Annotated in this window: 13 protein-coding genes; 4 read left to right on the forward strand and 9 right to left on the reverse strand. The window is 74.1% G+C overall.

Going from position 1 to position 14,086, the window contains the following annotated elements; all coding sequences use genetic code 11:
- The first annotated feature begins 35 nt into the window (after positions 1-35).
- A complete protein-coding gene (locus B086_RS0101525; protein ID WP_026251996.1) occupies positions 36-1,178 on the forward strand; it encodes an FAD-dependent oxidoreductase in 1,143 nt (380 codons plus the stop codon).
- A gap of 79 nt (positions 1,179-1,257) precedes the next feature.
- Here B086_RS0101525 and B086_RS0101530 read toward each other — a convergent pair whose 3' ends face one another.
- Positions 1,258-2,100: an SDR family NAD(P)-dependent oxidoreductase gene (locus B086_RS0101530; RefSeq protein ID WP_018564658.1), complete on the reverse strand. Its 843-nt coding sequence runs from the start codon at positions 2,098-2,100 to the stop codon at positions 1,258-1,260.
- Positions 2,101-2,509: 409 nt separating this feature from the next.
- Here B086_RS0101530 and B086_RS0101535 point away from each other — a divergent pair, with 409 nt between their 5' ends.
- Both B086_RS0101535 and B086_RS38925 read left to right on the forward strand, forming a co-directional pair.
- Entirely contained in the window at positions 2,510-3,502 is a 993-nt protein-coding gene (locus tag B086_RS0101535; RefSeq protein WP_018564659.1) for a sucrase ferredoxin, read from the forward strand.
- A 64-nt stretch (positions 3,503-3,566) separates the two neighbouring features.
- Entirely contained in the window at positions 3,567-5,195 is a 1,629-nt protein-coding gene (locus tag B086_RS38925; RefSeq protein ID WP_018564660.1) for an ATP-binding protein, read from the forward strand.
- 88 nt (positions 5,196-5,283) lie between these two features.
- Here the strand turns inward: B086_RS38925 and B086_RS0101545 are convergent, their stop codons facing one another.
- The 3 genes from B086_RS0101545 to B086_RS0101555 all read right to left on the reverse strand — a co-directional run bounded on the left by B086_RS0101545 (position 5,284) and on the right by B086_RS0101555 (position 8,107).
- Positions 5,284-6,342 carry an ABC transporter substrate-binding protein gene (locus tag B086_RS0101545; protein WP_018564661.1) on the reverse strand — a complete coding sequence of 353 codons (1,059 nt, stop codon included), beginning with the start codon at positions 6,340-6,342 and terminating at the stop codon, positions 5,284-5,286.
- Positions 6,343-6,438: 96 nt separating this feature from the next.
- Complete coding sequence (locus B086_RS0101550; protein ID WP_018564662.1) at positions 6,439-7,302, reverse strand: ABC transporter permease; 864 nt, start codon at positions 7,300-7,302, stop codon at positions 6,439-6,441.
- The gene (locus B086_RS0101555; protein WP_018564663.1) at positions 7,292-8,107 is read right to left on the reverse strand and encodes an ABC transporter ATP-binding protein; all 816 of its coding nucleotides are present in this window, start codon (positions 8,105-8,107) and stop codon (positions 7,292-7,294) included. Before B086_RS0101555 ends, B086_RS0101550 begins: the two co-directional genes overlap by 11 nt.
- A 161-nt stretch (positions 8,108-8,268) precedes the next feature.
- Here B086_RS0101555 and B086_RS0101560 point away from each other — a divergent pair, with 161 nt between their 5' ends.
- Entirely contained in the window at positions 8,269-8,961 is a 693-nt protein-coding gene (locus B086_RS0101560) for a response regulator (protein WP_018564664.1), read from the forward strand.
- 124 nt (positions 8,962-9,085) lie between these two features.
- On the opposite strand, the gene B086_RS0101565 is transcribed toward B086_RS0101560, so the two are convergent.
- The 5 genes from B086_RS0101565 to B086_RS0101585 all read right to left on the reverse strand — a co-directional run bounded on the left by B086_RS0101565 (position 9,086) and on the right by B086_RS0101585 (position 13,702).
- A complete protein-coding gene (locus tag B086_RS0101565; protein WP_018564665.1) occupies positions 9,086-10,684 on the reverse strand; it encodes a cation acetate symporter in 1,599 nt (532 codons plus the stop codon).
- The gene (locus B086_RS0101570; RefSeq protein WP_018564666.1) at positions 10,681-11,280 is read right to left on the reverse strand and encodes a DUF485 domain-containing protein; all 600 of its coding nucleotides are present in this window, start codon (positions 11,278-11,280) and stop codon (positions 10,681-10,683) included. Before B086_RS0101570 ends, B086_RS0101565 begins: the two co-directional genes overlap by 4 nt.
- A 69-nt stretch (positions 11,281-11,349) precedes the next feature.
- Positions 11,350-12,033, reverse strand: coding sequence for a response regulator transcription factor (locus tag B086_RS0101575; protein WP_018564667.1), 684 nt, complete (start codon positions 12,031-12,033; stop codon positions 11,350-11,352).
- On the reverse strand, positions 12,030-13,181 hold the full coding sequence (locus B086_RS0101580; protein ID WP_018564668.1) for a sensor histidine kinase: 1,152 nt from the start codon (positions 13,179-13,181) through the stop codon (positions 12,030-12,032). Before B086_RS0101580 ends, B086_RS0101575 begins: the two co-directional genes overlap by 4 nt.
- Complete coding sequence (locus B086_RS0101585; protein ID WP_018564669.1) at positions 13,178-13,702, reverse strand: CcdC protein domain-containing protein; 525 nt, start codon at positions 13,700-13,702, stop codon at positions 13,178-13,180. Before B086_RS0101585 ends, B086_RS0101580 begins: the two co-directional genes overlap by 4 nt.
- Positions 13,703-14,086: the final 384 nt, after the last annotated feature.

The raw sequence follows: 14,086 nt of genomic DNA on the forward strand, positions 1-14,086 counted from the left end.
CGGGCACCGTGACACGACCCAGGGAGCAGGCGGACATGACACGTTGGGATGCCGAGACCGCGGTGGTGGGTCTGGGAAGTTGGGGGGCGTCGGCCTTATGGCGGCTGGCGGCCCGGGGCGTGGACGTCATCGGTCTGGAACGCTTCACGCCGGGGCACGCGCTCGGCTCCTCGTCCGGCGGCGCCCGCATGGTCCGCCTGACGGGCGCCGAGCATCCCGGCCTGCTGCCGCTGGCGCGCAGATCGAGGCAGCTGTGGGCGGAGCTGGCCCGCGCCGGGCAGGACGGGCTGTTCACGCCCTGCGGCGGACTGCTGATCGGCCCGGAGAGCGGCCCGCTCGCGGGCGGCGCGCTGCGCACGGCCCGTGCGCACGGCGTCCCGGTGCGCACCTTCACGGCGACCGCGCTGCGCTTCCGCTTCCCGCGCCACACCGGGGTGCCGGCCCACCACATCGGCGTGTGGGAGCCCTCCGCCGGACTGGTGCGGCCGCGGCGCGCGGTACGGGCCGCGGTGGCGCTGGCCGAGCGCGCCGGTGCCCGGGTGCACACCGACTCGCGGGTGGTCCGGGTCGAACGGGTGCCGGGCGGGGTGCGGCTGCACACCGCCACGGGTTCGGTGACCGCGCGCCAGGCGGTGCTGACGGCGGGTGCGTGGCTGCCGGGGCTGGTGCCCGGCCTGCCGGTGCAGCCGGTCCGCGCACCCTTCTCCCGCTTCCGTCCGCTGGACGTGGCGGACAGCGGCTTCGACCTGGAGGGCTTCCCGGTGTTCCGGCGGGAGCTGGACGACGGCCGGATCCTGTGGGGCAGCGGCGCGCAGGGCGGCGACGACGTCGGTCTGGGTCTTGAGGACGGCGGGGCGGCCAAGCCGGTCGACCCCGAGGACACCGACCGCTCGGTGACCGCCGACGACTGGTCGGACCTGGCGCGGGTGCTGCCCGCCAAGGTGCCCGGCCTGGAGACGCTGCCCGTCCGTACGGCGGTGGGCACCCGCACCCGTACTCCGGACGGCCTGTTCGTGTGCGGCCGTCCGGGCGGCGATCCGCGCCTGGTCGTCGCGGGCGGTGGCGGTGCGGACAGCGCGGCGTACGCGCCGGGTGTCGGCGACGCCCTCGCCGACCTGGTGCAGGGCGCGGCGGGCGCCGCCGGGCTGGACTTCCTCTCGCCGGACCGCTTCGGCTGAGCGCCGCACGGCGCCGGGCTGCCGGACCCCGCCCCGTGGGCCGCGCGCGGGGCGGGAGTGTCGGGAACGCACCCGCGCTTCAGCCGGTGAGGCTCTGCGGAGCGGGCGCGGCCGGGCGCGGCGCCGTCCCCAGCACTTTGCGGCAGATCCGTTCGCCGACCCGGGCCACCAGGGTGCGGGGGCGGCGCGGCGTCAGATGCGCCATCAGCGCGTTGCCGAGGCCGGGCGTCACATAGGCACGGTTGCGGTCGAGCGCCGCCAGGGCCGCGCGCACCACCGGCTCGGGCGTGGTGAAGCTGCCCGCCACGGCGGCGTCGCGGGTGCCGAGGACCTCGAAGAACCGCGTCTCGACCGGTCCGGGGCACAGCGCGGTCACCCGCACGCCCCGCCCCCGCACCTCCTCGCGCAGGGCCATCGAGAAGTTCAGCACGAACGTCTTCGAGGCGCTGTAGACCGACAGGTAGGGGCTGGGCTGGTAGCCGGCGGTCGAGCCCACGTTGAGGACCGCGCCGGTGCCGCGCTCCAGCATGCCGGGCAGCAGGGCGTGGGTGAGGTCGACGAGCGCGACGACGTTCACCATCAGCAGGTCGTGGTCGCGTTCCGGCTCGATCTCCTCGAACCGGCCGCCGGTGCCGAAGCCCGCGTTGTTGACCAGCAGGTCGACGCGGATCCCCCGGTCGGCGAGTTCGCGGGCCACCTGCCGTCCGGCGTCGGGCCGGGCCAGGTCCTGCACCACCACGTGGGTCTTGACGCCGTGGACGCGCGCCAGCTCGGCGGCGACCTCCTCCAGCCGGTCCCGGGAGCGGGCCACCAGGACCAGGTCGTGGCCCCGGGCGGCGAGCTGGGCGGCGAACTCCGTGCCGAGCCCGGAGGACGCGCCGGTGACGAGCGCGGTGCTCGGGACGGCGGGGGCAGTGCTCATGGCTGTTCCCTTTCGGCAGGACGGCTGACTCCTCGCACCCTCACGGCGGGCGTGGCCGGCACGTCGTCGATCGTGCGGGGATCGGTCCGCCGCCCCGGTCGCCCCCCTCATCCAAGGAACTCAGCACCACGGCCCACCCCGTGGCGAACGGAACCGACGTGCCGCCCACGCCTGCTCCGTCACCCTAGTGAGACCACCGCGCCGGGGCCCCCGACTCTGACAGGAGCTGACATGTCAGGGCGGACCGGGCCCACCCGGCGGACCTCGGCGGAACGCCCTGTGGACCTCCGGCGGGACCTCGGCGGGCCCTCGGCGGGACGCCCATGGGGGCGCGGGTACCGGGCGCCGGTGCCGGGCGCGGGTGGTGCCGGGCGATCGACGGCCCGCGGGCCGCAGTAGGCTCGCCCCTGTGAGTACGTGCACGACCGTTTCCCGGCAGCTCGGCGAAGCGCAGGGCGCCACCGCGCCCACCGCGACGACCTGGCTGCTGCTGGAACAGCCCGGCCCCTGGGGCGCCAAGGCGCTCACCTCCAGCCATCTGGACCCGGAGCTGGGCCGCGCGCTGGAGCGGGCGGCCGAGGGCACCGGCGTACGGATCGCCCTGGTCCGGCGCCCGGGACGGCACGCCGACTGCCGTACGCAGTCCGTACGACAGGTGTACGCCGCGCACACCCTGCCCGGCAACGGCTGGGTGCGCTCCGCATATACCGCCGCACCGGAGGAGTTGCTGCGTCTCGACTTCGCTGCGCTGGGCAGGGGTGAACACCACACCTTCGACACGGTCCTGCGGGGCGTGCCGCACACCGCGGGCCCGCTCGCCCTCGTCTGCACCAACGGCAAGCGCGACCGCTGCTGCGCCCTGCTGGGCAGGCCGCTGGCCGCGGAACTGGCCGCCGCCGGGGAGCACGGCGTCTGGGAGGTCTCCCACCTCGGCGGCCACCGCTTCTCCCCCACGCTGCTCCTGCTCCCGCACGGCTACGCGTACGGCCGCGCCGAGACCGGCGCGGTCCGCGACGCCCTGCGCGGGCTGCGCGAGGGCCGGATCAGCCTCGACGGCTGCCGGGGCCGCAGCGCGTGGGAGCGGCCCGCGCAGGCCGCCGAGCTGGCCGTGCGCGCCCTGAGCGGCGAGCACGGCGCGGACGCGCTGAGCGTCGTCGGCACCGATGCGCTGCCCGCCCCGGCCGCACCGGGCCCGCACGGCGCACCGGCGGCCGAGGACGGCACGCCGTGCTGGGAGGTGACCGTCGCCCACACCGACGGCCGCCGCTGGCACGTCACCGTGGCGCGCGGCGCCGCCGGGCCGCCCCGCCCGGAGAGCTGCGGCGCCGCGGTCCTGGGCACCCCGGCCCGCATGGACGTCCTGGCCGTCCGCGAACTGTCCCTGCCCCACGCACCCCGCTGAATCCGCCGGATCCGCGGCGCACGACCCCTGGGACGGCCGCGCACCGCACCGTACGGTCGTCGCCATGAGCACCACCGCCCCCGTACGCCGCCGTCGCCTGGGTCTGCCCCGGCGGGCGTTCTCCCAGGTCCTGCTGACGCAACTGGCGATCGCCGCGTCGGTCGCGGTCCTGGCGACCGGCCTGTTCCTGGCCCCGCTCAGCCATCAGCTGGACGACCAGGCGATGCGCCGCGCGCTGGCCATCGCCGAGACCACCGCCGAGAACCCGCAGATCGTCCACGACCTCCTGCACACCGCCCCGAGCGTCAGCGGGCCCGTGCAGCGGCGGGCGGAGGCGATCCGGCGGGCGACGGGCGCCGAGTACGTCGTGGTGATGGACACGGCCGGCACCCGCTGGTCGCACGCCGACCCGGAGCAGATCGGCGAGCCCGTCTCCACCGACCCGAGCGCCGCGCTCACCGGTCGGGAGGTGATGCAGATCGACACCGGCACCCTGGGCCGCTCCGCCCGCGGCAAGGTGCCGCTCTACGACGGTGACCACCGCATCGTCGGCGCGGTCTCGGTCGGCATCGCCTACGACAGCGTGCGCGCCCGGCTGGTGGACGCCATCCCCGGGCTGCTCGCGTACGCGGGCGGCGCGCTCGCGGTCGGGGCGCTGGCCGCCTGGCTGGTCTCGCGCCGGGTGCAGCGGCAGACCCGGGACCTGGCGTTCTCCGACATCGCGGGGCTGCTCGCCGAGCGGGAGGCCATGCTGCACGGGATACGGGAGGGCGTCGTGGCCCTGGACCGGGGCGGGCGGGTCCGGCTGCTCAACGACGAGGCGCGACGGCTGCTCGGCATCGGCGACGAGGCGCTCGGCCGGTCACCGGACGAGGCGCTCGGCGCGGGCCGCACCACCGATGTGCTGGCCGGGCGGGTGACCGGCACGGACCTGCTCACCGTGCGCGGCCAGCGCGTCCTGGTCGCCAACCGCATGCCCACCGACGACGGAGGCGCCGTCGCCACCCTGCGCGACCGCACCGAACTGGAGCAGCTGGGCCGGGAACTGGACTCCACCCATGGTCTGATCGACGCGCTGCGCGCCCAGGACCACGAGCACGCCAACCGGATGCACACCCTGCTCGGCCTGCTGGAGCTGGAGATGTACGACGACGCGGCGGAGTTCATCGGCGAGGTGGTCGGCGACCATCGGGCCACGGCGGAACAGGTCACCGAGAGGATCCAGGACCCGCTGCTCGCCGCGCTGCTGGTCGGCAAGGCGACCGTCGCCGCCGAACGCGGGGTGGCGCTGTGGATCTCGGACCGCACCTGGCTGCCGGACCGGCTGGTCGATCCCCGGGGCCTGGTGACGGTCGTCGGCAACCTGGTGGACAACGCGCTCGACGCCGTGGCGGCGACCCCGCACGCGCGCGTGGAGGTCGAGCTGCGCACCCGCGGGCGCAGCGCCGTCCTCCGGGTCCGCGACACCGGGCCGGGGATCCCGCCCGAGCTGCGCGAATCGGTCTTCACGGAGGGCTGGTCGACCAAGCGGCCCCCGGCGCACGGCAAGCGCGGCATCGGGCTCTCCCTGGTGCGCAGGCTCGCCGAGCGGCAGGGCGGCTCCGCGACGGCGGGCGCGGCGCACGGCGGCGGCGCGGAGTTCACGGTGGTACTGCCCGAGGCGCTGGAGGAGCCCGCGGCCGCCCCGGGCTGAGCCGTGGCGGCCCGCGCCGGTGTGCGGCGCGGGCCGTGTCCTCGCTCGTGCGCCGGTACGGGCCCGGCGCTCTTGTACCGGTACGGGCTCAGCCCGCGGCCTTCTCGACGAACTCGGTGGTGAACGTCCTGCTCAGATCCACGGTGGCGTTCTTGACGGCGGGGTTGAACGCCTTGAGGACCTTCTCCACGGTCTCGGGGCCGTTCGCCGGCATGACGCCGTCCTCGGTGAACATCGGCAGGGTGCTGCGGATCGAGTCGGCGTAGAGCTTCTTGTCCCCCTGGGAGTAGTCGGCGGGCATCTTGGCGGCGATCTCGTCGGCACTGTGGGCGGACATCCAGCGGAGGGTCTTCACGAACGCGTTCGCGAGCTTCTGCACGGTGTCCTTGTGGCCGTCGACCCAGCTGGACTGCATGTAGAGGCTGGACGACGGGTAGGGGCCGCCGAGCGCCTGCCGGGAGCCCTCCGGGGTCCGCATGTCCACGAGGACCCGGCCCGCCTTCTTGGCCAGGATGGTCGCGACGGTCGGGTCGGTGGTCATACCGCCGTCGATGGAGCCCTGCTGGAGCGCGGAGACGAACGTCGGTCCGGCGCCGACGGCGACCGGGGAGAACTCGCCGACGCCGACGCCGTTCTTGACCGCCAGGTACTTGGTGAGGAAGTCGGTGGAGGAGCCGAGCCCGGTGACGCCGAGTTTCTTGCCCTTGAAGTCCTTGGGCGAGGTGATGTCGGCCGCCGCCTTCTCGGAGACCACCTCCACCTCGCCGGGCGCGTGCGAGAACTGCACCACGGACTCGATGTCCTTGCCTTTGACCTGGAGGTCGAGGGTGTGGTCGTAGAAGCCGACGGCGGCCTGGACCTGGCCGGAGACGAGCGCGGTCTCGGCCTGGACCCCGGCGGGTTCGCTCAGCAGTTCCACGTTCAGGCCCTCGGCGGAGAAGTAGCCGAGGCGCTGGGTGAGCATGGCGGGCAGGTAGATGACCTTGTCGAGGCCGCCCACCATGATCTTGACGTGCTCGCCCTTGCCGTCTCCCCCGCCGCCGCTGCCGGACGCCGAGCCGGCCGCGTCGTTGGCGCAGGCGGTGAGGGAGGACAGGGCGAGCAGTCCGGCGGCGGCCGACGCCGCGAGTCTGGTGGTTGTGCGCATGGCGGATTCACGTCCTTGGGGAGGCCGGTACGGCGGCGGGGTGCGGGTGCGTCCGTACGGAGGGGCGAGTACAGGCGGGGTACGGGCGAGGGCGGCTCAGTGACCGGAGTCGGCGGGCTTCCAGCGGAAGATGCGGCGCTCGGCGAAGGTGAGCAGCCCCTCGGCGACCAGGGCGACGGCGGCGAGGATGACCATCGCGGCGTACACACCGGCCGCGTTGAAGGTGCCCTGGGACTGCGCGACGAGCAGCCCGATGCCCTTGGTGGCGCCGATGTACTCGCCGACGATGGCACCGATCAGCGCGAAGCCGAAGCTGACGTGGAGGCTGGTGAAGATCCAGGAGGTGGCGGACGGGATGACCACCTGGAGCGTGACCCTGCGGTCGCTCGCGCCGAGGATCCGCGCGTTGGCGACGAGGTTGCGGTCGACCTCGCGGGCGCCCTGGAAGGCGTTGAAGAACACCGGGAAGAAGACCAGGACGACGGCCGAGGCGATCTTGGAGACCGGGCCGAGCCCGAACCAGATCACGAAGATCGGGGCGAGCACGATCCTCGGGATGGAGTTGAGCACCTTGATGTACGGGCCGAGGACGTCGGCGAGGAAGGCGACGCGCCCGAGCGCGATCCCGAGGACCACACCGGCCACCACGCCGACCACCCAGCCGAGCAGCGCCTCGTAGAGCGTGTACCAGATCTGCTCGCCGAGCGAGCCGAGGGCGGTGCCGTGGGTGATCCAGGTCCAGATCTGGTCCCAGATCTTCGAGGGCATCGAGAAGTTGAACGGGTCGATGGCCTCGGCCCGCGACAGCGCCTCCCACAGGCCGAGCACGGCCACCAGGAGCAGGGCGCGGCCCGCGGTGACGATCACCTTCCGCCTGCGGGCGGCACGGGCCCGGGAGTGCGCCCGGCCGGATGTCTTCGCGGTCTCGGCGACCGGTGTGCTGAGCACCTCAGGCGACATGGGCGGCACCTCTTTCACGGGTGATGCGGACCTCTTCGCCCAGGGACTCCCAGATCTCGCGGTAGATGTCGATGAACTCGCTCCGCAACCGGACCTGCTCGACCTTGCGCGGCCGGGGCAGCCCGATGTCGAAGACCTGCTTCACGGTGGCGGGTCCCGCCGTCATCACGACGACCCGGTCGGCCAGCGCGATGGCCTCCTCCAGGTCGTGGGTGACGAAGACGACCGAGGACCCGGTGCCCTCCCACAGCTCCAGCAGCTCGTCCGACATCAGCGCCCGGGTCTGCACGTCGAGCGCCGAGAACGGCTCGTCCATGAGCAGGATCTCGGGGTCGTTGACGAAGGTCGCGGCGAGCGCGACGCGCTTGCGCTGGCCGCCGGAGAGCTGGTGCGGATAGCGGTCCTCGAACGCGGCGAGCCCGACCCGGGCCAGCCACGCCCGTGCCTTCTCCTTCGCCTCCGCCTTGGGGACGCCGCGGAAGCGCGGCCCGGCCGTGACGTTGGACAGCACTGTGCGCCAGGGGAAGGTGGCGTCCTGCTGGAAGACGAAGCCGACCTTGCCGCCGACACCGGCCACCGGCTCCCCGGCCACCAGCACCTCGCCCTCGGTGGGCTCCTCCAAGCCGCTGACCAGCGTCAGCGTGGTCGACTTGCCGCAGCCGGTCGGACCCACCACGGCGACGAACTCACCGCGCCGCACGGTGAGGTCGAGATCCCTGACCGCGGTGTGCAGGCCCCCCGACGGGGTCCTGAACATCTTGCTCGCGCCCCGCAGCTCGATGGCGGGGCTGGTGTCTGCGCTCATGCCCCGGGACGGTAGGTGTGACCCCCGCCACGGCAGCAGTCTTCTGGGCGCAACCTGTTCTTTTGCTCGCAGGCACCTGTTGTGCTCGTTTTGCTCGCGCTACAACATCGGAGCCGGAACACGGGCTCGACACCGGCCCGGCCTTGACGGAGAGAGGCCCGATGATTGACGTCCTGGTGGTCGACGACGACTTCCGTGTCGCTGAGATCAACGCGAGATACGTGGGGAAGGTTCCCGGATTCCGGGTGACCGCCCGCGCGCACAGTGCCGACCAGGCACTGGCCGCCGTGCAGCGCGGCGGCACCGACCTGGTCCTGCTCGACCACTACCTGCCCGACCGCACCGGCCTCGAACTCGTCCACCGCATGCGCGACCAGGGCCTGCGCACCGACGTCATCATGATCACGGCGGCCGGTGACGTGGCGACCGTGCAGCAGGCGATGCGCCTGGGCGCGCTGCACTACCTGGTCAAGCCCTTCACCTTCGCCGCGCTCCGCGTCCGCCTGGACTCCTACGCCGCCTTGCGCCGCACCGTCGACCGGGTCGGCGGCCGGGGCGTGGCCGGGCAGGAGCAGGTGGACCGGATCTTCGGTGCGCTGCGCACCGCGCCCGCACCGGCCTCGCCCGGCCTGCCCAGTGGCCACTCGGAACCGACGACGGATCTCATCTGCGGTGTGCTGCACGGCGCGGCGCGGCCCCTGTCGGCCCACGAGGTGGCCGCCCGCACCGGTCTGAGCCGCTCCACCGCCCAGCGCTATCTGCGCCACCTGGAACAGGCCGGCCGGCTGCGCCTGTCCCTGAGGTACGGCGACACGGGCCGCCCGGAGCACCGCTACGCCTGGGTGGCGCCGTAGCCGTCGCGGCGGCGGGGGCGGGGGCGGACCGGCGCGTACCCGGGTGCCGACGCGGGCGCAGGGATACGACCGCAGACACAGGGGTACGACCGCGGACCCAGCGGTGCGACGCGTCCGGGGCCGCTCACACGGCGCCCGCCCCGGTCAGCGAGCGCACCTCCGTCTCGGCGTGCCGGGCCTCGTCGGGCGGCTCGGCGGAGGTGACGGTGCCCAGCCAGCCGGCCAGGAAGCCCAGCGGGATGGAGACGATGCCGGGGTTCTGGAGCGGGAAGTACTGGAAGTCCACCCCCGGGAAGAGCGAGTCGGGGCTGCCGGAGACCACCGGGGAGAGCACGACGAGCCCCAGCGCCGGGACCAGCCCGCCGTACACGGCCCAGACCGCGCCCCGGGTGGTGAACCCCCGCCAGAACAGCGAGTACAACAGCACCGGCAGGTTCGCCGAGGCGGCCACGGCGAAGGCGAGACCCACCAGGAAGGCGACATTGAGGTCGCGGGCGAGCAGGCCGAGGGCGATGGCGGCCACACCGACGCCCACGGCGGCGATCCGCGCCACGGCCACCTCGCCCGGCCCCCGTCCACCCCTGCGCCGCAGCGACGCGTACAGGTCGTGGGCGACGGACGCCGAGGAGGCCAGGGTGATCCCGGCGACCACCGCGAGGATGGTGGCGAACGCGACCGCGGCGACCACCGCGAACAGCACCGTGCCGCCCGTGGAGTCCGCGCCGCCGCCCAGATCGAGCGCGAGCAGGGGCACCGCCGTGTTCCCGGCGGCGTTCGCCCCGCGGACCGCCTGCGGGCCCACGATCGCGGCGGCCCCGAAGCCGAGCACGATCGTCATCAGATAGAAGCCGCCGATGAGCCCGATGGACCACAGCGCCGAACGCCGCGCCGCCCGCGCGGTCGGCACCGTGTAGAAGCGCGACAGGATGTGCGGCAGCCCGCCCGTGCCGAGCACCAGCGCGAGTCCGAGGCTGATGAAGTCCAGCCGGGCCGTCCAGTCGCCGCCGTACCTGAGTCCGGGTGCCAGGAAGGCGTCCCCGTGCCCGCTGCGCCCGGCCGCGGCGCGCAGCAACTCGTCGAGGTCCCCGTGGAAGCGGACCATGACGAGCACGGTCAGCACCACGGTCCCGCCCAGCAGGAGGACGGCCTTGACGATCTGGATCCAGGTGGTGGCCCGCATCCCGCCCAGCGACACATAGACCACCATCAGCGCGCCGACGCCGATCACCGTCCAGCCCTGCGCCGCCCCGCCCGCGCCCGTCCTGCCCAGCAGCAGGGCCACCAGGCTGCCCGCGCCCACCATCTGCGCCACCAGGTACAGCACGGACACCATGACCGAGGACGTGCCCGCCGCGATCCGCACCGGCCGCTCGCGCAGCCGCGCCGCCACCACGTCCGCCAGCGTGAACCGCCCGCAGTTGCGCACCAGTTCGGCGACGAGGAACAGCACCACCAGCCAGCCCACGAGGAAGCCCACCACATACAGCACCCCGTCGTAGCCGAACAGCGCGATCAGCCCGGGAACCCCGAGGAAGGAGGCGGCCGACGCGTAGTCCCCCGCGATGGCAAAACCATTCTCCATCGGGGAGAACAGCCGCCCGCCCGCGTAGAACTCCTCCGCCGAGCCGTGCCGCCCGCGGCTCACCCAGGTGGTGATGGCCAGCGTGACGGCCACGAACACGCCGAACAGCACCAGCGCCAGCCTCTGATGATCACCGGTCACGCCCCGCCACCCCCTTGCACCGCGCTCCGCGTCAGCTCCTGTGTCTCCCAGCGCAGTTCGAGTGCGGCCCGGTCCCTGCGCAGCCGAGCGTGCCGCGCGTACGCCCACGCCAGGAGGAACGTGCTGAGGAACTGCCCCGCCCCCGCGACCATCGCCACGTTCACCGCGCCCGCCACCGGCCGCGCCATGAACCCGGGCACGGACGTCGCGGTGACCACGTACGCCAGGTACCAGCCCAGGAAGGCCACCACCGCCGGTACCACGAAGCGCCGGTAGCGGCTGCGCACCTCCTGGAACGCCGCGCTGCGCTGCACCGCGAGATACACCTCGCCCGCCGCCGCACCGTCCCCGTCACCGTCCCGGTCCGACCGGGCCCCGCGCGCCGCCGGCACCCGCACACCACGGGCCCCGGCCCCCTCTCCCTCTCCCCGGCCGGTCCCGGGCTCGTCGGACCACGGGTCGCGCTGCCGCAGATCCTCGGGCGCCGCCCGCTCCCGGTCCTGCCCCGACTCCGGCCGTCCCTGTCCCTGGCCGCTCCCGAACCGGTCCCCGGGACCGCTCCCGCCCCCGCCGGGACGGCCGTTGTTCGACTCCATGCCCCAGCATGGTCAGAACCGCCGGACCCTCCGCCTCGCTTCTCCCCGTGCTTCACCCCATCAGGTGACTCAGCTCGCCGGAGGACGCGCCAGGCCCTTCGTGTACGCGTACCGCACCGCCTGCGCACGGTCCTTCAGCCCCGTCTTGGCGAACAGGTTGTTGATGTGCGTCTTCACAGTCGCCGTGGAGACATGCAGCCGCCGGGCGATCTCCTGGTTGCTCAGCCCTTCGGCGATCAGCACCAGCACCTCGCACTCCCGCGTCGTGAGCCCGTCCGGCGGTTCATCGGCGGACGTGTGGCGGGACTCGGGCTCGGACAGCCGCTCCAGCAGCCGCCGCTGGATGCCGGGCGAGAGCCCCGCGTCCCCGGACAGCACGCTGTGCACCGCCCGGACGATCTCGTCACCCCCCGCGTCCTTGGTCAGATAGCCCCGCGCCCCCGCCCTGAGCGCGGGGAACAGCGACTCGTCGTCCGCGTAGGTCGTGAGGATCACCACCTGTGTCCCCGGGTGCTGCGAGCGGATCCGCCGGGTGGCCTCGACACCGTCGCAGCGCGGCATCCGCAGGTCCATCAGCACCACGTCCGGCGCGACCTCCGCGACGAGCCGCACGGCCTCCTCGCCGTCCCCCGCGGACCCCACCACCTCGACGCCCGGCAGCAGCCCCAGCAGCATCACGATGCCTTCCCGGACCACCGTCTGGTCGTCCGCCACCACCACCCGCGCGGGCTTCCCGACAGCCTCCTCGGTCATACCGGCACCTTCAACGTCACCGCGAACCCCTCCTCGTGCGGCCCTGCCTCCAGCGAGCCGCCCAGCAGCTCGGCGCGCTCACGCATGCCCAGCAGACCGTACCCGCCGCCGGCCCCGGCCAGTTCGCCGGGCGAACCGCCCGAGTCCCGCACGTCCAGCACCACCTGGTCGTCGCGGTAGTCCAGGCTGAGCCTGACCCGGGCGCCCGGAGCGTGCTTGCGGACGTTGGTCAGGGCCTCCTGAGCGACCCTGCGGACGGCCTGGGACGCCTCGGCGGGAAGCCGTCTGCGTTCACCCGAGACGGTGACCTCCGCCCCGTCGTTCGCCGCCACGAGCTGGCCGAGGAAGTCCTCCAGCGGGGTCAGTTCGCCGCGCAGCGCGGACAGCGCCTGCCGGGTCTCGGAGAGGCCGTCGCGGGCCATGCCCCGGGCGGCGACCACCCTCTCCAGGATCTGGTCCCGGTCCGCGCCCCGCTCGACGAGGAGCCGGGCGGCCTCCAGGTGCACGAGCTGGGCGGAGAGGCTGTGGGCCAGCACGTCATGGATCTCCCGCGCGATCCTGGCCCGCTCCCCCAGCGCCGCCGACTCCGCCTCCGCCGCCCGCGCGGCCCGCTCCTGGGCGAGCAGCCGCTGGGCACCGGCGCGGGCCTCGGCGTCGAGCCGCAGGACATAGCCGGCGAGTGCCAGACCGACCGCCGTGACGACGGTGGTGAGCCACCGGTCGTCGTTGGACGTGGCGAACGCGCCGAGCGCGATCCCCGTCAGCGGGGTGGCCACCGCGAGCGGCAGTCTCTCCAGCGCGGCGACCGCGCAGGCGCACCAGATGACGAGGGCGGGATCGTGGAAGCTCCCCGCCTGGGCGGCGGCGCCGACTCCGAGGAGCAGCGAGAAGAGCGCCAGGGACGGTCCGAGCCGGTGGGCGAGCGTGGTCCGGAAGAAGGCCCAGGACGCGCCTGCGGCCACCAGCACGCCCGCCGCGGCCGCCGCGGCTCCCCAGGCGTGGACGTGGCTGTTGCGGAAGGCGCCCCACAGCAGGATGGCGGCCAGCAGCAGCCGCACCCCCCAGCCCAGGAGGCGCCGGGGCCGTGAGATGCCCTCGCGGCCGAGCGCTTCCGGGGAGGGCCAGCGCGTCCAGACGTTCTCCGTCATGCGTGTTCCTTCCACGCGGGCCGGGGCCTGCCGTCACCGTACGCCGCGGTCCGGTCGTCCGCCGCCGCCAGGGCGCCGGTGCGCTGGACCAGGACTCCCGAGCGCACCAGCAGCGTGGCGGCGAGCGCGAGCATCAGCGCCGGGCTGCCCTGGCGCACACCGAGCAGCTCGCCCAGTCCGAACAGACCGGCGCGCAGGACGATGCCTCCGGTCCAGACGGCGATCCCCGCCTTGGTCGTCCTGGTCCAGACGGCGCCGTCCGCCTCCACCCATATCCGGGAGGTCCAGGCCCAGCCGGCTCCGATCCCCAGGCCGATGATCAGCTCGGCGACGAGCAGCGCGACGGCCTCGCCCTGATGGTGGGCGTCGATCAGGTGCGGGTCGCGCAGGGCGACGACGGCGAGGATCGCGGGCAGCAGCCACCAGCGCCGGTCCGCGTCGACCCGGCGGGCGCGGAACTGCCTGGAGATCACGAGCGCGGCGACCGCGACGATCACCAGCACGTTGACGAGCCCGGACATCAGAGCCTCCATGAGCGGGAAGGAGAGGCCGGCGGCGAGAACCGCCGACGCCTTCGACGCTACGGAAAATCACGGGCGGACTGATCGGACCGGGGGTGGATCGAGGGTGGATCCCCGGCGCCGGAATTCTCCACCCACGGGTGGACAACCGGGCCCCCGGCCCCGGCCCCCGTGCACCAGACTCCGGGCACCAGACTCCGGCCTCCGGCCCCCGGGCCCCCGGACCTCGTCGGCGTCCCACCGCCGTGCCCGCCGGGGGCACCCGCCCCGACGGCACAACGGCGTCGTGGCCGCGACCGCGACCACGACCGCGGCACGGTCCGGCGACCGCAGCCACAGCCACAGCCACAGCCACAGCCACAGCCACAGCCACAGCCACAGCCA

Origin of the sequence: Streptomyces sp. PsTaAH-124 (genome assembly GCF_000373685.1) — a bacterium.
GTDB classification, from domain to species: Bacteria; Actinomycetota; Actinomycetes; order Streptomycetales; family Streptomycetaceae; genus Streptomyces; species Streptomyces andamanensis.